The following is a 20,281-nucleotide window of genomic DNA, read 5'->3' as shown; positions in this document are numbered from 1 at the left end:
AATAGCCCGTCCAAGCAGTGAGGCTGATCGATAGGCAAATCCGTCGATCATTAAGGCTGGGCTGTGATGGGGAGCGAAAATTGTAGTAGCGAAGGTCATGTACTCCGGCTGTCAAGAAAAGCCTCTAGCCAGGTGAAGGTGCCCGTACCGCAAACCGACACAGGTAGGCGAGCAGAGCATGCTAAGGCGCGCGGAAGAACTCTCGTTAAGGAACTCGGCAAAATGACCCCGTAACTTCGGGAGAAGGGGTGCCTCGGTAGGGTGAATAGCCCGAGGGGGCCGCAGTGAAAAGGCCCAAGCGACTGTTTAGCAAAAACACAGGTCTGTGCGAAGCCGTAAGGCGAAGTATACGGGCTGACGCCTGCCCGGTGCTGGAAGGTTAAGGGGAGCGGTTAGGGAGCAATCCCGAAGCTGTGAACCGAAGCCCCAGTAAACGGCGGCCGTAACTATAACGGTCCTAAGGTAGCGAAATTCCTTGTCAGGTAAATTCTGACCCGCACGAATGGCGTAACGACTTGGGCGCTGTCTCAACGAGAGATCCGGTGAAATTTTAATACCTGTGAAGATGCAGGTTACCCGCGACAAGACGGAAAGACCCCATGGAGCTTTACTGTAACTTGATATTGGACTTTGGTACGATCTGTACAGGATAGGTGGGAGCCTTAGAAGCATGAGCGCCAGCTTGTGTGGAGGCATCGTTGGGATACCACCCTGATCGTATCGGAGTTCTAACCTACTACCGTGAAACCGGTAGAGGGACCGTGTCAGGTGGACAGTTTGACTGGGGCGGTCGCCTCCTAAAATGTAACGGAGGCGCCCAAAGGTTCCCTCAGAATGGTTGGAAATCATTCGAAGAGTGCAAAGGCATAAGGGAGCTTGACTGCGAGACCTACAAGTCGAGCAGGGACGAAAGTCGGGCTTAGTGATCCGGTGGTACCGAATGGAAGGGCCATCGCTCAACGGATAAAAGCTACCCTGGGGATAACAGGCTTATCTCCCCCAAGAGTCCACATCGACGGGGAGGTTTGGCACCTCGATGTCGGCTCATCGCATCCTGGGGCTGAAGTAGGTCCCAAGGGTTGGGCTGTTCGCCCATTAAAGCGGTACGCGAGCTGGGTTCAGAACGTCGTGAGACAGTTCGGTCCCTATCTGTCGCGGGCGCAGGAAATTTGAGAGGAGCTGTCCTTAGTACGAGAGGACCGGGATGGACGTACCGCTGGTGTACCAGTTGTTCCGCCAGGAGCACCGCTGGGTAGCCAAGTACGGACGGGATAAGCGCTGAAAGCATCTAAGCGTGAAGCCCCCCTCAAGATGAGATTTCCCAGTATGTAAGACCCCTTGAAGACGACGAGGTTGATAGGTTCGGGGTGGAAGCACAGCAATGTGTGTAGCTGACGAATACTAATCGGTCGAGGGCTTATCCTAAAACCGTTTGCTGCGACCCATACATCCAGCAGACACAGTTAAAGAGGTTTTCAGCAAACCTAATCTTTCGTATCCAGTTTTCAGGGCGTAAATTTCCTGACTTTGCAAGCGTCCCCGAACGCTGCAAACGACATCTATTCGGGGGACAAGCGTGGCGGTGTAGCTCAGCTGGCTAGAGCGTACGGTTCATACCCGTGAGGTCGGGGGTTCGATCCCCTTCGCCGCTACCATTACCTTTCTTTATTGTAATACCCAGGAGGCTTAGCTCAGCTGGGAGAGCATCTGCCTTACAAGCAGAGGGTCGGCGGTTCGATCCCGTCAGCCTCCACCATTATTTTCTTATTCGGAATTATCCGGATCCACTTGGAGCTGTGGTGTAGTGGCCCAACATGCCTGCCTGTCACGCAGGAGACCGCGGGTTCGAATCCCGTCAGCTCCGCCATTTTTCTTTAAAGTAAGGCTCGGTAGCTCAGTCGGTAGAGCAGAGGACTGAAAATCCTCGTGTCGGCGGTTCGATTCCGTCCCGAGCCACCACTTTATTTTTCGTTTAAAGCGAAAAATAGGTAATAGTATGGAGGATTAGTGAAGTGGCTAAACACGGCAGACTGTAAATCTGCTCTCTCTGAGTTCGGTGGTTCGAATCCATCATCCTCCACCATTTCTTTACTCATCATGAGTCATTAGCTCAGTTGGTAGAGCACCTGACTTTTAATCAGGGTGTCGTAGGTTCGAATCCTACATGACTCACCATTTTTTTCTAACAACGAACTTGCAACCGGAGATCTTAGGATCTTCGGTTTTTTTGATTTTAACGGACTAAATAAGAAAAGGTGTACGCAAGAAGCAACGGTTTGCTTCCAAGCGTACACCTTTATTTGTTTATATACCGTTATTTGCCGCGCAGCGAAAGCTCATGAACCAGCTCGTTGACCGTGTCCGTCAGCCGCAGAGTCAGCTCTTCATTTAATTCGAACACTGGAGCTTCATTAGGCTCTTGCGTACGGTTAATTTGCGAATCCACTGCGTACACGCCGCTAACATATAGCTTAGCGCCCATCGAGGCTAGCACCGGCTTAAGGGAGTAATCGATCGAGAGAAGATGAGCGATGGTGCCGCCGATGAAAAGAGGAGCGATAATTTTACCGTCAAGACCCTTTTGCGGAAGCAGATCAAGGAATGTTTTCAAAACGCCTGTAAAGGAAGCTTTGTAAACAGGGCTTGCAATAATGACAGCGTCAGCCTCTTCAACCAATTTATTAGCTTCAACAATTGCAGGGCTGCCAAAACGCGCATGAATGAGATCTTCAGCAGGCAAAGAAACGACGGTAATAAGATTGACCGATAAGTCCTTCTCATGCAGTTGCTGCTCTACATACTGAGTGATTCCATTCAAGCGTGACGAAGCATTTGGACTACCGGAAATAATAACGATATTAGGCATGTGCAGCGCTCCTCTTTCTCAATCAAATAGTGGCAGATTAATAATACATTAATCCGATAAGTGTACTTTGATTAAATCGTACCACGAACATGTCAATTCGGTCAAACAGGTATCATTTGTTTCTTGTATTTTATCGATATAAGGGAACAATGTATACATACGGTAATAAATAAAAAAAGGGGTAGTTGCAATGGTATACGGTTTGGCGGCATTAATTAGCTTTGCGATTGTATTTGCAAGCGTACCACCGCTTCGGAAGCTTGCGCTGCGCCACGGATTTGTTGATAGACCGAATCAAAGGAAAATACATAACAAGCCGATTCCACTCATGGGTGGAGCGGCTATTTTTGCCGGCTGCGTCATTGCGATGTTTATTTTTATCGGCTTTACTCCGCTTACATGGACAATCGTTACGGGAGGCACCGTACTCGTCATCGTTGGCCTGCTGGATGATAGGGCAAAGACGAAGGGACGTGACTTTCCAGTATGGCCGCGCGTCATTCTCTATATGGGGGCGGCTTCCATTCCAACTTTATTCCACATCAAAATTGCAGGTGTCGCAAATCCCTTCACGGACCTGTTTATTTCATTTCCTGATTGGTTCTCGTGGCTGACGACGATGCTGTGGGTATTTGGATTGATCAATATGATCAATTTTATCGATGGCGTTGACGGGCTTGCTTCAGGTGTCTGCACGTTATCCGCACTTACGTTATTAACTGTGGCACTTATAACCGGACAGCCTAATTCGGCTATTTTAGCGGTGATTGTTGCCGGAGCGAGTTTTGGGTTTTTGGTGCATAACTTTTACCCAGCGCGTATTTTTATGGGTGATGCCGGTGCCACCTTTCTTGGTTATACACTAGCCGTTATTGCGGTTGACGGCACGTATAAGAGAGCGACATTCATTACGCTGCTTGTACCGATGCTGGCGCTTGGTTTGCCTATTTTTGATACCGCATATGTCATGCTCCGCAGGCTGATCAGCGGCAAGGGCCTGCACCGGGCAGACAAGCTGCATACGCATCATATTTTGATGAAATGGGGGCTTAGCCAGGTACAAACGGTATCGTTTCTTTATTTGATCGCGACGCTGTTCGCGTTGCTGTCGATCATTCTTTTACTGGCATTAGGCTGAATTAGGCGGGCTCTTGTGGTACAATGACGAAAAAAAGCGTTATTCTACATAGAAGTAGGAATAAGCTTTTTAACCTTTATCCTGCTTTTATGGAGCTGCTAAACGTAATTGCGTGTCCAGTTAGGACGCACTCAGCCGCTAACGCTTGTGGAGATTGGAGATAGAGAAATGAGCACGACAGATTGGTTGAAGCCACTGCAGCACATTTTGAACTGTCCGGTACATGTTGTTTCGAAATCGATAGCGGAGTGGAGCGATTTAGTAAGTAACGCTTCCGAGGTATGGTTAGGCGATAATCCGTTATCTTCCTCCATAGAAGGACAGCGCGTTGAGAACGACGGGAAAACTTGGATTGTTATCTCCTTTACTGAATATGATGTAGAACTACTAGAAATTGAAAGTCAAACTCTGCAAGCTACTGAGAAAGAGTTGATCAGTTGGACGCTGCAGCTTAATCGCGGCGCATTGGCTGAGAAAAAGTCCGCGGCCCTATCTGAAACCGAAAGGCAAGCGCTTAAACTAGGCGATTGGATTCAGAAGCAGCTGGAGTCGAATGAGCCTGCCTACTCCTTGCCCGATCATTTGACCGTTGGCAGCCGTTTGTTTAATGAAATGATTCCATTTTTGCTCGTAACGGAACAATCGGGTATGAAGCAAGCGACGTATACGGAACTGGAGAAGCTGCTTCGCTCGTTTATGTCCGATGATGTATTGCTTATTCCGCTAAAGAGCCAGGAGTGGCTCATATGGGGTTCCATTTCGTTATTGAAGGATGAGGATTCAGATGCGTTCGACGAGCATGAAGAGGAAACGCTTGAGGACAGCCTAGCCTCGATTGGGCTTGGACTGCATGAGATGCTTGCCAGCGAGTGGATCGGTGAATGCCATCTGGCAGTCGCACATCCAACATCACCTGCCAAGGGAATGGTAGAGACAACGATGCTGCTTAGGGAAACGGTTAATCTAGGGCGTAAATTCCATGTCGGCACCAATATTCATCTCCCATGGATGCTTCAGCTGGAGCGTCTATTAAATGCCATACCAGAGGTGCAGCGTTCCAAGTATTTGGAGCAATCGCTAAAAAGAGCCGATTTGTTCGTAGAGTCGGAAATGCTGAGCACGCTGGACACTTTTTTTACGCTAGATTGCAATGTTAGTGAGACGGCGAAAAAATTATACATTCATCGCAATACGTTATTATATCGCTTGGACAAGCTTAAACAGGAGACTGGGCTTGATGTTCGCCAGTTCCGTGATGCCGTATTAGTCAAAATTATTTTGCTATTGTACAAAGTTACGAAAAGAAATTAGTTTTTTTGTAAAGTATGTGCATAGTCACAGCTTCCCTAGTGGGATAAGATATAGGCATATCGAAATTTCTTTCTAGGGGGAAAATTATCATGGCAGGCGTACGTTTAGAAGGCATTTACAAAAAATACCCGGGTACTGACAAAGCATCGGTTACTGACGTTAACTTAGATATTAAAGACAAAGAGTTTCTCGTATTGGTCGGACCATCTGGTTGCGGTAAATCGACAACTCTTCGTATGATTGCAGGCCTTGAAGAAATTTCGGAAGGCAAATTGTTCATCGGCGACCGCCTAGTGAACGACGTTGCTCCTAAAGACCGCGACATCGCGATGGTATTCCAATCCTACGCGTTGTACCCGCACATGAACGTTTACCAAAACATGGCTTTCGGCCTTAAACTTCGTAAATTCAAAAAAGCAGACATCGACAAACGTGTTCGTGAAGCTGCTAAAATTCTAGATATCGAGCATTTGCTAGACCGTAAACCAAAAGCGCTTTCCGGTGGTCAACGTCAACGTGTCGCTCTAGGACGCGCAATCGTTCGTGAGCCGCAAGTATTCTTGATGGATGAGCCGCTTTCCAACTTGGACGCGAAACTTCGCGGACAAATGCGCGCTGAGATCAGCAAGCTTACTAAACGTCTTGAAACAACAACAATCTACGTAACGCATGACCAAATCGAAGCAATGACAATGGGTGACCGTATCGTTGTTATGAAAGACGGTTTCATTCAACAAACGGCTTCTCCTGAAGAGCTGTACAACCACCCTGTTAATATCTTCGTAGCCGGCTTTATCGGCGCTCCTTCGATGAACTTTATCAGCGGTTCCCTTTCAGAGCAAGGCGGCGCGCTTCGCTTCAAAGCTAGCGGCGTTGACGTAGTTGTTCCAGAAGGCAAAGCAGCAGTGCTTCGCTCGAAAGGTTACATCGGTAAAGAAGTGATTCTTGGCATTCGTCCAGAGGATCTTCACGAAGAGCCAGTATTCTTGGAAGCTTCCCCACAAACAATCGTGAACGCGAATGTTGAGGTTGCTGAGAACCTTGGTCACGAAATGTACCTATACCTGAACGGTATCGGCACTGACACCGTTATCGCTCGTGTTGATGGCCGCTCCGGTCTACGTGATGGCACAAGCGTTAAGCTTGCGCTTGACATGAACAAAGTACATTTGTTCGACAAAGCATCTGAACTTAACATTTTCGAAGCTTAATAAACAGTATGGAAGAAGAACGATCGGAGTATCCGGTCGTTCTTTTTTTTGTGCGCTGCTGCGAAAACCGTTTGCGCATCTCGGCCGTCTAATAGTCAAAGAAAAGCTGAACGAGAAAGCGGCAGTCTCGGCATAGGGGGTAGGAGCATGAATAAAGAGGAGTTGGCGGAGGCGGCGATACGTGGTGATGAAGCGGCTTTCCTGCAACGTGTTGAGCTGGATAAGCAGCAAATGTACGGCATTGCCTATTCATATATGCGCAATGAAGCGGATGCGCTGGAAGCATTGCAAGAGACGGTTTGTCGGATTTGGACGAAGCGGCGCGATTTAAGGGAAGCGCGATTTTTTACGACATGGTCAATTCGAATATTGATTCGCGTGTGCATGGATGCTCGGAAGAAGCAGACGCGGGAGCGTCCTACTGAGGGTATTGCTCAGCAATATGGCAACGGAATGAGAGCAGACGAAGCGGATGCGGCAGCAAGGCTTGATATGGCGGCACAGGTGCAGCAGCTCCCAGCAAACTACCGTATGGTCATCACGCTGAAATATTACCGGGACATGACGATAACGGAAATAGCTGAGCTGCTAGAGAAGCCGGATGGGACCATTCGCACTTGGCTGAATAAAGGTTTGAAATGCTTAAGAGCCGATATGACTGAAATGAAGGAGGAGATAGGGTATGGGCGCGGAAATGGAGACGGGCTTCGAGCGGGTAGATCAGAGACTGCGGAGTGACAAGGATCAAGTGGAGATGAAGCTGGGTCAGATGCCTGATCATTTTCTTGACGAAGCGATCCGAAGAGGACTTGAGCAAGGCCGCAAGCGAGCGGTACGCGGACGAAGGAAGAGAATGAGCGTAGCTATGTTCGTTTCGGCTTTGAGTATATTTTTGCTGCTTACCGCGTTCGTGCGCGTATCTCCTGCTTTTGCGGGTATGCTGAAGGATATTCCGGGGTTTACCGGATACGTTGACTTCATTCAAGGCGATAAGGCGTTGCTGTCTGCAGTCGAAAATAAATTTTTTCAGCCTGTTAACCTGTCAGCCGAGAAGAATGGTTATACATTTACGGTAAAGGATATTTTGGCGGATGACCAGCGTTTAGTTATTTTGTATACGGCTGAGGGGCCCGGTATAAACAATAATACTGGTTTTCTAAAATATAAATTGAAAACGAGTGACGGTGCGGATTTGATGGCATCTATTGGTTCATCACATTTTCCAAGCGATGACGCCGCTGGAGAGAGCGTTCCGGTACACGATTATTTGGATGTGTTATTGGTGGAAGGCACACCTATGCCTGAGAGCTTGCAATTCAGCTTATTTCTAGGCAATCAGTGGCTGGAGGTCGACTTCCCGATCGAGCATGAACGGTTCGCAGGGATGCGGGAGGATATCGCCATCAATCAAAAGTTTGAGGTGGGCGGACAACGCTTCACGGTGAAGGATGCCGTTATTACGCCTCTTCAATTTTCATTATCCTTCGAGGCTGATCCGAATAACGATTTGCACGCAAATGACTTTATTCATGTAGCGCTAGTGGATGAGAAGGGCAGACGCTATGAGACGAATTCGGGCTTTGGCGATCTCAACTCGTCGATAACGAGACATTTTAAGAGCAGCTACTTCGATCGGCCCAAAAAGCTGACGTTAGTCGCTGACGGCTTGTATCTATCTGAAAAAAACCTAAGCGTAACGATCGACACGGATAAGATGGAGACGATATCCTCACCGCAAAACAGGCTTCAGTTAGTCAGCAAGGAGGAAACTGCGGAAGGATATGAGATCAAGCTTGATTTGCTGGGACTAGATGAGATCGATAAGAAGGCGGGCTATGAATTATTTGCGCATGAGGGCGTCTTTAAGGATGCTTCTGGCATCGCGCATCCGATCTCGGATAGCCGCGGCGTGGAATGGAACTCTGATGAGGATAAGGTCACCCACGTCTTTCGGATTCCGAAAGCAAACTATAAGCAGCCGTTAACTTTCGACATCGAGGAGTTTATCGGCTATGTAAGGAAGCCAATAAGTATACCTATTAAGTAAATGATAGGCGCTGGGCAGCGGAGGAAACGTTGCGTTCAGCGCCTTTTTCCTTTACGATGAAGACATTGGAAAATAACATACATACACACACTAGCAGTTGTCATATGAGGGAGGCCCTACGATGCCGAAAAAAGTGAAAGTATCTGAGCTCGTCAAACAATTTCAGCTCGAAATTATAGCTGGCGAGGACGGAATGAAGCGTGCCATAACGGTAGATGATTTGTATCGGCCAGGCCTTGAAATGGCCGGATATTTCCATTACCATCCAAGCGAGCGTGTTCAGCTGCTTGGCCGAACGGAAATATCGTTTTTAAATATGCTAGGCAGCGAAGAGCGCAAGGATCGTATGGTGCGCCTATGCAATGAGGACACGCCTTGTATTATTTTGACTAGAGGGCTTGAAGCGCCTCAGGAGCTAATCGATCAATCGGCCGAGATGCAAATCCCGCTGCTGCGCAGCAACGTGGCAACGACGATTTTGTCCAGCAGAATTACTGATTTTCTTGAGAGAAAGCTAGCGCCAACGGCTACGATTCATGGCGTTCTCGTTGACGTGTACGGCGTCGGCATGCTCATTACAGGAGGCAGCGGCATTGGTAAGAGCGAGACAGCGCTAGAGCTCGTTAAACGCGGCCACCGGCTTGTCGCCGATGATGCGGTCGAGATTATGCAAACCTCGGATGCGCAGCTGCACGGCAGCGCGCCGGAGCTTATTCGCCACTTGCTTGAAATTAGAGGACTAGGGATCATTAATGTGATGACGCTGTTCGGAGCAGGTGCTGTACGTACGCAGAAGCGTATCGGGCTAGTTATCAAGCTGGAGAACTGGCAGCAGGACAAACAGTATGACCGCCTTGGCCTAGACGAAGAAACAACGCGCATTATCGACACGGATATTCCTCTCGTGACCGTACCTGTACGTCCAGGTCGTAACTTAGCAGTCATTATCGAGGTTGCGGCGATGAACTTCCGTCTGAAACGGATGGGTTACAATGCGGCGCTGCAATTTACGAATAAGCTGACGGAAACGATTGCCGATGATATGGATGAATACGATTGAACCTAAAGGGGATATAAAATAATGAAGACATTGATACTAAATCCAATTGCCTTCACGTTAGGATCGATTGAAGTGCATTGGTATGGCATTATTTTGGGAACGGCGGCGTTAGTGGGTCTGCTGTTCGCCGTGCAGGAAGGAAAACGCTTCGGCATTAAGCCGGATTTGTTTATGGACTTGCTGCTGCTCGGCGTTCCTTCCGCCATCATTGGAGCGCGAATTTATTATGTGGCGTTCAAGTGGGAAGATTATAAAGGAAACTTTATTGATGTGTTCAAAATATGGAATGGCGGCATCGCGATCTATGGCGCTATTATCGGAGCCTTTATTTGCGGATTTTTCTACTTCCGTTACAAAGGCTATAACTTCTGGCGTTTAGTGGATATTTGTGTGCCCGGACTTCTTGCGGGCCAAATGATCGGACGCTGGGGCAATTTTATGAACCAGGAAGCTTACGGCGGAGAGGTTAGCGAGTCATTCCTTCGCAATACGCTGCATTTGCCATCCTTTATCGTCGATCAGATGCTAGTACAAGGCGTATATCGCCATCCCGCATTTTTGTATGAGTCGATCTGGAGCTTAGTCGGCATTATCATCTTGCTCGTGCTGCGCCGCCAGAAATTTTTGCGTGCGGGCGAGCTGATGGCCAGCTACTTTATCTGGTATTCGATCGGCCGCTTCTTTATTGAAGCGCTTCGTACAGACAGCTTGGCTTTTATCGGGCCATCTTGGCTTGCTTCATTCATCAATGCCCTATGGACGCCAATGGAAGTGCTGTTCAAGCAAGGGTATTTGGACCCTGCATACGGCAATGTTAGAATTTCGCAGGTGCTGGCTTTGCTGCTCATTCTAGGGGCTATCGTGCTCATTATTGTTCGCCGCAAGACAGGTCTTGCATCAGCGCGTTATCTTGATCCGATCGTAACTACGAAGCCGGAGAGAAACGGCGGCTCGGAAGCAGCTAAATTGGAAGATGCGGCTACGGTTAAAGAGGAAGAAGCCGGCAAACGACAAGAGTAATTTAGGAGGTTTTACGATGACGGGCAAAATCAAAACGATGCTGTTCGATTTGGACGGCACGATTATCGACACCAATGAGCTCATCATTCGCTCGTTCATAGAATCGTTGCAAGGCATAACGCCTGAGGGCTTTGGCAGAGAGCACATCATCCCAAGCATGGGACAGCCGCTAACGGACCAAATGAAGCTTTTCTCAGGGCTGGAAGATGTAACGCATCTTGTTGCAGCGTATCGCGAAGTGAATTTACGGTTGCATGACGAGTATGTAAAAGCATTTGATTATGTGAACGAGGTTATCGAACGTCTGCATGGTGAAGGCATTCAGATCGGGGTCGTTACGACCAAAATGCGCCTAACGACAGAACGTGGCTTGAAATATACGGGGTTGTTTGATTACGTGGATGCAATCGTCACGATTGACGATGTCGTTAATCCTAAGCCTCATCCCGAGCCAGTGAGCAAAGCGATTGGACTGCTTGGAGCAGACCCGGCAACAACGATGATGGTAGGCGACAGCACGGTGGATATCGAATCCGCGATCGCTGCGGGTGCCATTGCGGTTGGCGTGGCTTGGTCGCTTAAGGGCGAGCTGAAGCTGAAGGATGCGGGAGCACATCATGTGATTCATGATATGCGCGATCTATATGCATTTGTTGGAATGGAGCGGGAGACGCTTGCGCAAAGTTGAACGATATCCGGTGGAAGGGCCAAACGCGCTGTGGCAAGTATATTCTACGGTAAGCCGAGTGAAGTCGGTCCGTAATTTCATCTTTATCCAGCTTGCCCGCTATTGTCCGATCCTTCCGCTCAAAAATTGGATTTACCGCCGTTTGCTCGGGATGAAGGTCGGGGAGCATACCGCATTTGCACTAATGGTTATGGTCGATGTCTTCTTTCCAGAACGCATTACGGTCGGCAATAATACGATTATTGGATATAATACAACGATTCTCACCCATGAATATTTGATCAAGGAGTATCGGCTTGGCAACGTTGTCATTGGCTCCCATGTTATGATCGGCGCTAATACGACGATCCTTCCCGGCGTCACGATCGGCGACCATGCGGTCGTAGCAGCCGGCTCTGTCATCCATAAGGACGTGCCTGCTTATGCGTTTGTCGGAGGCAATCCGATGCGGGAGATTAAGAGAAGCGATGCTTCACACACAAGTGGGAACGACGAGAACGTACGGAGCATTTTAAACGAATAGCTGTTAAAAAAGCCTCGTCCAGACGAGTTCGTTTCGCAGCTGGGCGGGGTTTCTTTTTGGCGCGTGGAGGGCCGTATTCGGCTTGACGAATTTAAGCTTTTCATGCTAATATTACGATTAAACTCTTTAATTTGTTAGCATGGTAACATGGTATCGCTTTAAACCACTAAAGTAAGTGAAGGTGATTATATATGTCCAAACCAAAAGTTTTTGAGAAGCCGACAGGCGTTAAAGATTATTTGCCAAGCGCGGTAGCGAAGCTGCGTCATATAGAGCGTCAGGTGCTGGCCTGCATGCAGGGCTGGGGCTATGAGCAAATTATTACACCAACGATGGAATATTACGACACGGTAGGCGTTGCCAGCTCGACATCGGATCAGAAGCTGTTCAAGCTGCTTAACAACCGCGGAACGACGCTAGTATTGCGCTCCGATATGACGGCGCCTATTGCCCGTGTTGTATCCTCACTATTGAAACAAGCCGATTTCCCGCAGCGCTTGTCCTATCACTCGAACGTGTTCCGCGCTATTGAGGAAGAGGCTGGCCGCGAGGCGGAGTTTTTCCAAACGGGCGTAGAGCTGGTCGGCGATTCATCGGCTGAAGCGGATGCGGAGGTCGTCGCTCTTGCGATTGCTTCTTTGAAAGCAGCTGGCGTCGAACGTTTCAAAATAGCGATCGGGCATGTCGGCTTCCTGAACGGATTAATGGAAGAAGCTCTCCCGGGCCGGGTAGAAGCACAGGAGCAGCTTAAGAGCTGCTTGCTCGGACGTGATTTTGTAGGCTATCGAAAGCAGCTGCGTGAGCTGTCTATCGATGAGTCGGTACAGCAGGAGCTTGAAGGTATTTTGCGTTTGCGCGGCGGCCAGGAGATCTGCGATCAGGCGTTGCAGCTAAGCGTAGACGATAACGCACGCTCATCGATTCGCCATCTATGCGAGATTTGGGATGTGCTGAAGGCTTACGGCGTATGCGAGCATGTACTTATTGATTTAACGATGATTGGGGATTTCTCTTATTATACAGGCATGACATTCGAAGGGTACGCTGCTGATCTCGGATTCCCGGTAGTTAGCGGCGGACGTTACGACAACCTGCTGGCACAGTTCGGCAGACCTGCGCCTGCAACGGGATTCGCGCTGAAGACGACGCGTATTTTGGAGCTGCTGGGCGATAAAGCGGAGAATGAAACTGAGCGTACGCTAATTGTTTACGATACTGCGGGCCGCGGAGAAGCGCTTGTCAAAGCGCAGGAGCTGCGCGCTCAGGGCGTTAGCGTAGTAACGGAGCGTTCGGACGAGAACGGCTCTTTAATAGATGGATTGAAATCGAAGGAGCGGGGCTCGTTTACGCATAAAGGCGTAAATTATACGGCTTTGCTGACGTTTAACGGGAATGGAATTAAAGGAGGCAGCGCCACATGAGCGGAGAGACTAGGGATATTTTGAAAGTGGCGATGCCGAAGGGCCGCATTTATAAGGTGGCATCGAAGCTGTTTCGCGAGGCGGGACTGCCGATTCCGAGTGATTTTGATGATACGCGCAAGCTGATCATTGAACTGCCAGAGGTAGGCATGGAGTTCATTATGGCGAAGCCGGTTGACGTGCCGACTTATGTGGAATACGGCGTAGCGGATATCGGTATCGTCGGCAAAGACGTGCTGATGGAGGAAAATAAGGACGTTTATGAGCTGCTTGATCTGGGCATAGCCAAATGCCGCATGTCGGTTATCGGCATGCCGGATTGGAAGCCAACGATCAACCCGCGCGTTGCGACCAAGTACCCGAATGTTGCGTCCGCTTATTTCCGCGAGCTTGGACAGCAGGTTGAGGTGATTAAGCTGAACGGTTCGATCGAGCTTGCGCCGATGATCGGCCTAGCGGACCGTATCGTCGATATGGTGGAAACGGGCCAAACGCTGCGGGAGAACGGGCTGGTGGAAATGGAATCGATCTTCGGCATTACGAGCCGCCTGATTGCCAATCGCGTAAGCTACCGGATGAAGAACGAAGCGATCCAGAGTCTTTGTGATCGGTTGCAAGCGACATTGGCGGGACGGGTTTAAGGCTTAGTTAGAGCGAGTGACTTGGAAAGATCGGATGCAGTAGCGAGCTAGGGATAGCGATAGATATTAAGTGCAGGGCGAGTATATGGAAGGAGTGGATGATATGCGTATTATGCGAGCGGAGCAGTTTGGATTGAAGCGCGAGGTGGAGTATGGAACACCGGAGCAAAATGAAGCGGCCTTAAGGATCGTCGCAGACGTAAAGGCCGAGGGGGACGCGGCGCTGCTCAGGTATACGGAGCAGCATGACCGCGTTAAGCTGGACGCGGCGTCGCTGCGCGTGACGCAAGAGGAGATTCAGGCGGCGTATGCGCTTGTCGACGCCGACTTCCTCACGGCGATTCGCGAAGCGGCCGTGAATGTTCGGACTTTCCACGAGAAGCAAATGCGGACCTCGTGGATGGATCTGCAGCAGGACGGAACGCTGCTCGGGCAAATTATGCGACCGCTTAAGCGGGTCGGCGTATATGTGCCCGGAGGCAAGGCGGCTTATCCGTCGTCCGTGCTGATGAACGTAATTCCGGCACAGGTAGCCGGCGTGCCGGAGATCGTTATGGTGACGCCGCCTGCAACCGGCGGCACGGAGGGCATCGACCCGTATATTCTCGTTGCCGCCGCGGAAGCGGGCGTCAAGGAGATGTACCGGGTCGGCGGCGCACAAGCCATTGCCGCGCTTGCGTACGGCACGGCGAGCATTGCCCCGGTCGATAAAATTTGCGGACCGGGCAACATTTACGTGGCGCTGGCTAAGCGCGCCGTATTCGGTGCCGTCGATATCGACAGTATCGCCGGGCCAAGTGAAATCGTCGTGCTTGCTGACGATTCAGCAGATCCCGCGTACGTAGCCGCGGATTTGCTGTCGCAGGCAGAGCACGATGAAATGGCGTCGGCGATTCTTGTGACGCCGTCGCAGCAGCTTGCGGAGGCGGTTGCAGCGGAGGTGGAGCGGCAGCTGTCCACTCTGCCGCGCCAAGACATTGCCCGCAGCTCCATAGACAGCTACGGGGCGGTGCTGCTCGTCGATTCGCTTGAAGCGGGAATCGACGTCGTGAACCAGATCGCGCCAGAGCACCTTGAGGTGCTGACGGTTGATCCGATGCGTCTGCTTGGCTACATTCAGAACGCGGGTGCTATTTTCCTCGGGCCTTACAGCTCGGAGCCGGTTGGGGATTATTTTGCAGGGCCAAATCACATCATTCCGACAAATGGCACGGCACGCTTCTCTTCGCCGGTCAATGTCGATGATTTTCTTAAAAAATCTAGCCTGATCTACTATAGCAAGGAAGCTCTGCTTGCCAATGGCGAAAAAATTATGACGCTGGCGCGCCACGAGGGATTGGAAGGCCATGCCCGCGCGATTGAGATCCGTCTGGAGAAGGAACGGGAATAGCGCCTCCCACAGCAATCGCAGGCTTTTAAGCGCCAAACAGTAACCAAAATAAAACACATCCAAGGAAGAAGGAATGAAAGTGTCGGAAAATCGGGTACGCGAGGCATCAGTGGCACGTAAGACGAACGAGACGGATATTAAGCTTAAATTTGCAGTCGACGGAACAGGCGAGACCAAAATTGATACGGATGTGCCGTTCCTTAACCATATGCTTGATCTGTTTACAAAGCATGGCCAGTTTAATCTAGAAGTTGAAGCACGCGGCGACATCGACATCGACGATCACCACACGGTGGAGGACATCGGCATTTGCATCGGACAAACGCTTCGCGAAGCACTAGGCGACAAACGCGGCATTAAGCGTTATGCCAGCGTATTCGTTCCTATGGATGAGGCGCTTGCTCAGGTTATTATCGACGTCAGCAACCGTCCGCATTTTGAATACCGTGCAGAATATCCATCGGCTCAAGTGGGCAGCTTCTCCACGGAGCTTGTACATGAGTTTTTGTGGAAGCTGGCGCTTGAATCGCGCATCACGCTTCATGTCATCGTACACTATGGCCAAAACACGCATCACATGATTGAAGCGGTGTTCAAGGCGCTTGGCCGTGCGCTTGACGAAGCAACGAGCATTGATCCTCGCGTACAAGGAGTGCCTTCGACGAAAGGAGTGCTGTAGCATGATTGCGATCATTGATTACGGCATGGGCAATTTGCACAGCGTAAGCAAGGCGGTTGAACGTCTCGGTCACGAGGCGGTTATTACGGATAATCCGGAGACGATCGCGGCAGCAGACGGCGCTATCCTGCCGGGCGTCGGCGCCTTTGGCGATGCCATGCAAAATTTGCGCGAAACGAAGCTTGATGAGGTAGCCAAAGCATATGCAGCCTCCGGCAAACCGATGCTGGGCATTTGCCTTGGCATGCAGCTGCTTTTTAGCGAAAGCGAAGAATATGGCAAAAACGAGGGCTTGAACTTGCTTCCGGGCAAGGTGCTCCGTTTTGCCGGCGATTATAAAATTCCGCATATGGGCTGGAACAAGCTTTCGTTCCTGCAGGAGCAGTCGCCGTTATTTAACGGCTTGACCGAAGGGCATGTCTACTTCGTCCACTCCTTCCACGCGAAGCCGGAGCTCGCTTCCGATCTGCTGGCGACAACGGACTATTACCAGCAGGTGACCGCTATTGTCGGTCGCGGTAATGTTTACGGCATGCAGTTCCACCCAGAGAAGAGCGGCGAGCTCGGGATGCAGCTTCTGGGCAATTTTCTTGCGCTTACAAGCAGCCAAGGCTAAAGCAATTATAGCTGCATCAAGCCGCATTAAGCTGCAAGCTGGATCAACCTATTCAATAATGGCAGACATATAGATGAGGCCCGTTTAACGGGCATAAAGGAGAGGGCAACATGCTGGCGAAACGTATCATTCCGTGTCTAGACGTGAAGGATGGCCGCGTCGTGAAAGGCGTTAACTTCGTGAACTTGCGCGATGCGGGCGATCCCGTCGAGCTGGCGGCTACCTATGACCAAGAGGGCGCTGACGAGCTCGTATTTTTGGACATTTCGGCTTCCGTCGAGGGACGCGCTACGATGATTGAGGTTGTTAAGCGGACAGCGGGAGAAATCACGATTCCGTTTACGGTAGGCGGCGGCATTTCCCATGTCGATGACATGAAGCGGCTGCTTCGCGCAGGCGCGGACAAAATCGGCATAAACACGGCGGCTGTATTAAACAAAGCGCTCGTGCAAGAAGGCTCTCGCAAGTTTGGCTCGCAGTGCATCGTGGTGGCCATTGACGCCAAGTTTAATGCTGAGTGGGGCGAGTGGGAGGTTTATACGCACGGCGGACGCAAAACAACCGGCATCAAGGCGCTGGAGTGGGCGCGTGAGGTTGAGAAGCTTGGAGCGGGCGAAATTTTGCTGACGAGCATGGATGCGGACGGGACGAAGGACGGCTTTGATATTAAGCTTACGCAGGCGGTATCGGATTCGCTTGGCATACCGGTTATCGCTTCTGGCGGCGCGGGAAGAGTCGAGCACTTTAACGATGTGTTCCAACAGGCGCATGCGGATGCGGCGCTGGCGGCAACGATTTTCCACTATAAAGAAATGACGATCCGTGAAGTGAAGGATGATTTGCGGTTGAAGGGAGTAGAGGTACGATGACGGAAAACAACCAGAACGAGCTGAGCTCAAAAATCAAATGGGATGACGCAGGGCTTGTGCCTGCCATTGTGCAAGACGCACAGAGCAAAGAAGTGCTGATGATGGCTTATATGAATAAGGAGTCGCTGCAGCTTTCCGTGGAATCCGGCGTAACCTGGTTTTGGAGCCGTTCACGGGGCGAGCTTTGGAACAAAGGAGCGACAAGCGGCCATACGCAGCGAATCGTCTCGATGGCTTACGACTGTGACGGCGACACGCTGCTAGTTAAGGTGGATCAAAAAGGTCCTGCTTGCCACACGGGCCGTTATAGCTGCTTCTTCAATCCGGTTGAAGTCAGCGGAAACGCAGAAGCTTCCTCAGAGGCTGCGGCTGCATCTAGCGACCGCTTCGCTACGCTGGGACAGCTGGAGGGCGTTATCGCAGAGCGTTACGCAGAGCGCCCGGAGGGCTCTTACACAACCTACCTGTTCGACAAAGGGGTAGATAAGATTTTGAAAAAGGTTGGCGAGGAAGCCTCGGAAGTCATTATCGCAGCAAAAAATAAAGATAACGACGAGCTTCGCAGCGAGGTTGGCGATCTTATTTTTCACCTGATGGTACTGCTCCGCGAGCGCGGATTGCCTTTTGACGATGTCATTAGCGAAATCAGCAGCCGCCATGGAAAGCCAACGACGAACAAAATGAGATAGTTGTACGTTTATCTTTAAACTATACCTGTCCCAAAATCCATAAACCTCAAAAATCCATGTAGAAAGGCCGGTACGCACATGTTTATCGATTACCATACCCACCACGCACGCTGCGGTCATGCCGTCGGCGAGCTAGAGGAATACGTTAAGAAGGGGATAGAGATCGGACTCGTGCAGCTCGGCCTTTCCGATCATATGCCGCTGCTGCATGTTGATCCGGCCGCTTATTATCCGGAAATGGCAATGCCTATGGATGAGCTTCCTCGTTATGTGGAAGAATGCCTTCATCTCAAAGAAAAGTATAAAGGGCAAATCGACATCCGCGTTGGCCTCGAAGGCGATTATATTGAAGGCTGCGAGGAGCAGATCGCATCAATCGTAAACGGATATCCTTGGGATTATGTGATCGGCTCGGTTCATTTTCTAGGGGAATGGGATATTACCGATTTCCGTCAAACGGGCGGCTGGGAAGGCCGCGACCGCATGGCTGTGTATGAGCAGTACTATGATGCGGTCGGTAAAGCCGCTGCGACCGGCTTCTATGATTACATCGGGCATATTGACGTGATTAAACGTTTTGGCTATCAGCCGGAGGGGGATGTCACGCATTTGGAAAATGCTGCGCTTGAAGCCGTTAAGCGGAGCGGGGTGGCGATTGAGCTGAATGCTTCCGGGCTTCGCACGCCTGCCGCCGAGATGTTCCCAAGCCGCAGAATGCTGGAATATGCGCGGCAATTAGGCATTCCGCTGACGGTTGGATCGGATGCTCACCAGCCCGAAAGGCTGGGCCAATATCTGGATCAAGCGTACGCTGTGCTCAAAGAAGTCGGATATACGCAGCTAGCGACATTTAATTGTCGAAAATTAGTGATGATTGATTTTTGAAATATTGCAAATTCCATGTATAATATAGATGATCAAACAAGCTTTGTCGAATGATCCGACAAGGACGAGTACTTGTTCCGTAAAATTAATTGGTTTTAACGCTCAGGAGGGTATCATGTTAAGCGACAAGGTGCGTATTTTTTCGGGTTCGTCTAATCCGGTATTGGCTCAGAAAATTAGTGCGGAGCTTGGTCTGACGCTAGGCGCGATCAAGATGTCCCGTTTTAAAAGCGGTGAGATTTACGTGCATTACGAAGAAACGATTCGGAATTGCGACGTTTTCCTCGTGCAATCATTCTCGCATCCGATCAACGAGCATTTTGTCGAATTGCTTGTTATGATTGATGCGGCGAAGCGTGCTTCCGCAAGAACGGTTAACATCATCATGCCGTATTACGGCTATGCGCGTCAGGAGCGCAAAGCAGCACCAAGGGAGCCGATTTCAGCGAAAATGCTGGCGGATGTGCTCACGACAGTTGGAGCGAACCGCGTTATCACAATCGACCTACATGCTCCAGCTATTCAAGGCTTCTTCAACATTCCAGTCGATCATATGACTGCGCTTGATCTAATCAGCGATTATTTGAAGTCCAAAAACATCAAGAACCCGGTTGTCGTATCGCCGGATGCAGGCCGTGCTTCAACTGCAGAGAAACTAGCGAACTACTTGGATACATCGTTTGCGATCATGATCAAAAAACGTCCAGCTCACAATGAATCGGTTATTACACACGTAATCGGCGATGTCGAAGGCCAGACTCCGATTATTATCGAGGATCTGATTGACACGGGATCTACGATTGTCAACGTTGTTGAAAGCTTGAAGGAGCGCGGTGCAGAGGATGTATACGTATGCGCTACGCACCCGTTATTCTCCGGCTCGGCTATTGAGCGTTTAGATCATCCCAATATTAAAGAGGTCATCGTTACCGACTCGATCAGCTTGCCTGAATCGACGCCGGAACGGTTCAAAGTGCTTTCCGTTGCGCCGCTTCTCGCTGAAGCGACACGCATTATTTTGGAAGGCGGATCCATCAGCACGTTGTTCAAAAGCAATGGCGTTTAAGCGTTAGGCTTGATTGCTTAGCATGCGAAATGAATAGTAATGCCGCGAAAATCGCGGGTGGCGCTTCTGCCATCCGCGATTTTCCCACATTTCTTTCGTGTTCTGTTGGGTATGGCTATGGTATAATCGTAGAAAATCGGAAGTAACGGGAGGTGCCTTGC

General features: G+C 50.2%; 19 protein-coding genes, 6 tRNA genes and 1 rRNA gene. 25 read left to right on the top strand and 1 reads right to left on the bottom strand.

What is annotated here, in order from left to right; genetic code table 11:
- The 7 genes from A7975_RS10945 to A7975_RS10915 form a co-directional block, all read left to right on the top strand.
- Positions 1–1,425: ribosomal RNA gene (locus A7975_RS10945) — 23S ribosomal RNA — on the top strand; the annotation flags it as partial.
- Between the two features lie 153 nt (positions 1,426–1,578).
- Positions 1,579–1,655, top strand: a tRNA-Met gene (locus A7975_RS10940).
- A 25-nt stretch (positions 1,656–1,680) separates the two neighbouring features.
- Positions 1,681–1,756: transfer RNA gene (locus tag A7975_RS10935), tRNA-Val, on the top strand.
- Between the two features lie 34 nt (positions 1,757–1,790).
- A tRNA-Asp gene (locus A7975_RS10930) sits at positions 1,791–1,867 on the top strand.
- A gap of 16 nt (positions 1,868–1,883) precedes the next feature.
- Positions 1,884–1,959 (top strand) — tRNA-Phe (locus tag A7975_RS10925).
- Positions 1,960–1,998: 39 nt separating this feature from the next.
- Positions 1,999–2,083 (top strand) — tRNA-Tyr (locus A7975_RS10920).
- Between the two features lie 16 nt (positions 2,084–2,099).
- Positions 2,100–2,175 (top strand) — tRNA-Lys (locus A7975_RS10915).
- Positions 2,176–2,314: 139 nt separating this feature from the next.
- Here the strand turns inward: A7975_RS10915 and ssuE are convergent.
- Positions 2,315–2,866 (bottom strand): NADPH-dependent FMN reductase, encoded by a 552-nt coding sequence (ssuE, locus tag A7975_RS10910; protein ID WP_065385165.1) that lies wholly within the window; start codon positions 2,864–2,866, stop codon positions 2,315–2,317.
- Between the two features lie 190 nt (positions 2,867–3,056).
- Between ssuE and A7975_RS10905 the strand changes: the two genes are divergently transcribed.
- The 18 genes from A7975_RS10905 to A7975_RS10820 all read left to right on the top strand — a co-directional run bounded on the left by A7975_RS10905 (position 3,057) and on the right by A7975_RS10820 (position 20,120).
- Positions 3,057–4,004 carry a glycosyltransferase family 4 protein gene (locus tag A7975_RS10905; RefSeq protein WP_053373259.1) on the top strand — a complete coding sequence of 316 codons (948 nt, stop codon included), beginning with the start codon at positions 3,057–3,059 and terminating at the stop codon, positions 4,002–4,004.
- 168 nt (positions 4,005–4,172) lie between these two features.
- Positions 4,173–5,315: a PucR family transcriptional regulator gene (locus tag A7975_RS10900; protein ID WP_065385164.1), complete on the top strand. Its 1,143-nt coding sequence runs from the start codon at positions 4,173–4,175 to the stop codon at positions 5,313–5,315.
- Between the two features lie 89 nt (positions 5,316–5,404).
- Entirely contained in the window at positions 5,405–6,526 is a 1,122-nt protein-coding gene (locus A7975_RS10895) for an ABC transporter ATP-binding protein (protein WP_053373257.1), read from the top strand.
- Between the two features lie 147 nt (positions 6,527–6,673).
- Positions 6,674–7,264 carry a sigma-70 family RNA polymerase sigma factor gene (locus tag A7975_RS10890; protein ID WP_053373256.1) on the top strand — a complete coding sequence of 197 codons (591 nt, stop codon included), beginning with the start codon at positions 6,674–6,676 and terminating at the stop codon, positions 7,262–7,264.
- Positions 7,209–8,573 carry a DUF4179 domain-containing protein gene (locus A7975_RS10885; protein WP_065385163.1) on the top strand — a complete coding sequence of 455 codons (1,365 nt, stop codon included), beginning with the start codon at positions 7,209–7,211 and terminating at the stop codon, positions 8,571–8,573. The genes A7975_RS10890 and A7975_RS10885 overlap by 56 nt, the downstream gene beginning before the upstream one ends.
- A 121-nt stretch (positions 8,574–8,694) precedes the next feature.
- Positions 8,695–9,633 (top strand): HPr(Ser) kinase/phosphatase, encoded by a 939-nt coding sequence (gene hprK, locus A7975_RS10880; RefSeq protein WP_053373254.1) that lies wholly within the window; start codon positions 8,695–8,697, stop codon positions 9,631–9,633.
- A 21-nt stretch (positions 9,634–9,654) separates the two neighbouring features.
- Complete coding sequence (gene lgt, locus A7975_RS10875) at positions 9,655–10,653, top strand: prolipoprotein diacylglyceryl transferase (RefSeq protein WP_053373253.1); 999 nt, start codon at positions 9,655–9,657, stop codon at positions 10,651–10,653.
- Between the two features lie 16 nt (positions 10,654–10,669).
- The gene (gene ppaX, locus A7975_RS10870; RefSeq protein WP_053373252.1) at positions 10,670–11,341 is read left to right on the top strand and encodes a pyrophosphatase PpaX; all 672 of its coding nucleotides are present in this window, start codon (positions 10,670–10,672) and stop codon (positions 11,339–11,341) included.
- Positions 11,328–11,864, top strand: coding sequence for an acyltransferase (locus A7975_RS10865; protein WP_176707711.1), 537 nt, complete (start codon positions 11,328–11,330; stop codon positions 11,862–11,864). Before ppaX ends, A7975_RS10865 begins: the two co-directional genes overlap by 14 nt.
- Before the next feature lie 191 nt (positions 11,865–12,055).
- Complete coding sequence (locus A7975_RS10860) at positions 12,056–13,285, top strand: ATP phosphoribosyltransferase regulatory subunit (RefSeq protein ID WP_053373250.1); 1,230 nt, start codon at positions 12,056–12,058, stop codon at positions 13,283–13,285.
- Positions 13,282–13,926 carry an ATP phosphoribosyltransferase gene (hisG, locus tag A7975_RS10855; RefSeq protein WP_053373249.1) on the top strand — a complete coding sequence of 215 codons (645 nt, stop codon included), beginning with the start codon at positions 13,282–13,284 and terminating at the stop codon, positions 13,924–13,926. Before A7975_RS10860 ends, hisG begins: the two co-directional genes overlap by 4 nt.
- A gap of 103 nt (positions 13,927–14,029) precedes the next feature.
- The gene (hisD, locus tag A7975_RS10850; protein ID WP_053377528.1) at positions 14,030–15,316 is read left to right on the top strand and encodes a histidinol dehydrogenase; all 1,287 of its coding nucleotides are present in this window, start codon (positions 14,030–14,032) and stop codon (positions 15,314–15,316) included.
- 73 nt (positions 15,317–15,389) lie between these two features.
- Complete coding sequence (hisB, locus tag A7975_RS10845) at positions 15,390–15,995, top strand: imidazoleglycerol-phosphate dehydratase HisB (RefSeq protein WP_053373248.1); 606 nt, start codon at positions 15,390–15,392, stop codon at positions 15,993–15,995.
- Between the two features lies 1 nt (position 15,996).
- On the top strand, positions 15,997–16,611 hold the full coding sequence (gene hisH / locus A7975_RS10840; RefSeq protein ID WP_065385162.1) for an imidazole glycerol phosphate synthase subunit HisH: 615 nt from the start codon (positions 15,997–15,999) through the stop codon (positions 16,609–16,611).
- 110 nt (positions 16,612–16,721) lie between these two features.
- Positions 16,722–17,480: an imidazole glycerol phosphate synthase subunit HisF gene (gene hisF / locus A7975_RS10835; RefSeq protein ID WP_053373246.1), complete on the top strand. Its 759-nt coding sequence runs from the start codon at positions 16,722–16,724 to the stop codon at positions 17,478–17,480.
- The gene (gene hisIE, locus A7975_RS10830) at positions 17,477–18,169 is read left to right on the top strand and encodes a bifunctional phosphoribosyl-AMP cyclohydrolase/phosphoribosyl-ATP diphosphatase HisIE (RefSeq protein WP_053373245.1); all 693 of its coding nucleotides are present in this window, start codon (positions 17,477–17,479) and stop codon (positions 18,167–18,169) included. The genes hisF and hisIE overlap by 4 nt, the downstream gene beginning before the upstream one ends.
- 78 nt (positions 18,170–18,247) lie before the next feature.
- Positions 18,248–19,054 carry a histidinol-phosphatase HisJ gene (hisJ, locus tag A7975_RS10825; RefSeq protein ID WP_065385161.1) on the top strand — a complete coding sequence of 269 codons (807 nt, stop codon included), beginning with the start codon at positions 18,248–18,250 and terminating at the stop codon, positions 19,052–19,054.
- Between the two features lie 115 nt (positions 19,055–19,169).
- On the top strand, positions 19,170–20,120 hold the full coding sequence (locus A7975_RS10820; RefSeq protein ID WP_053373243.1) for a ribose-phosphate diphosphokinase: 951 nt from the start codon (positions 19,170–19,172) through the stop codon (positions 20,118–20,120).
- Positions 20,121–20,281: the final 161 nt, after the last annotated feature.

This window comes from Bacillus sp. FJAT-26390 (assembly GCF_001682865.1).
In the GTDB taxonomy this organism is placed as follows: Bacteria; Bacillota; Bacilli; order Paenibacillales; family Paenibacillaceae; genus Pristimantibacillus.
This window is presented reverse-complemented; position numbering and strand designations above follow the sequence as displayed.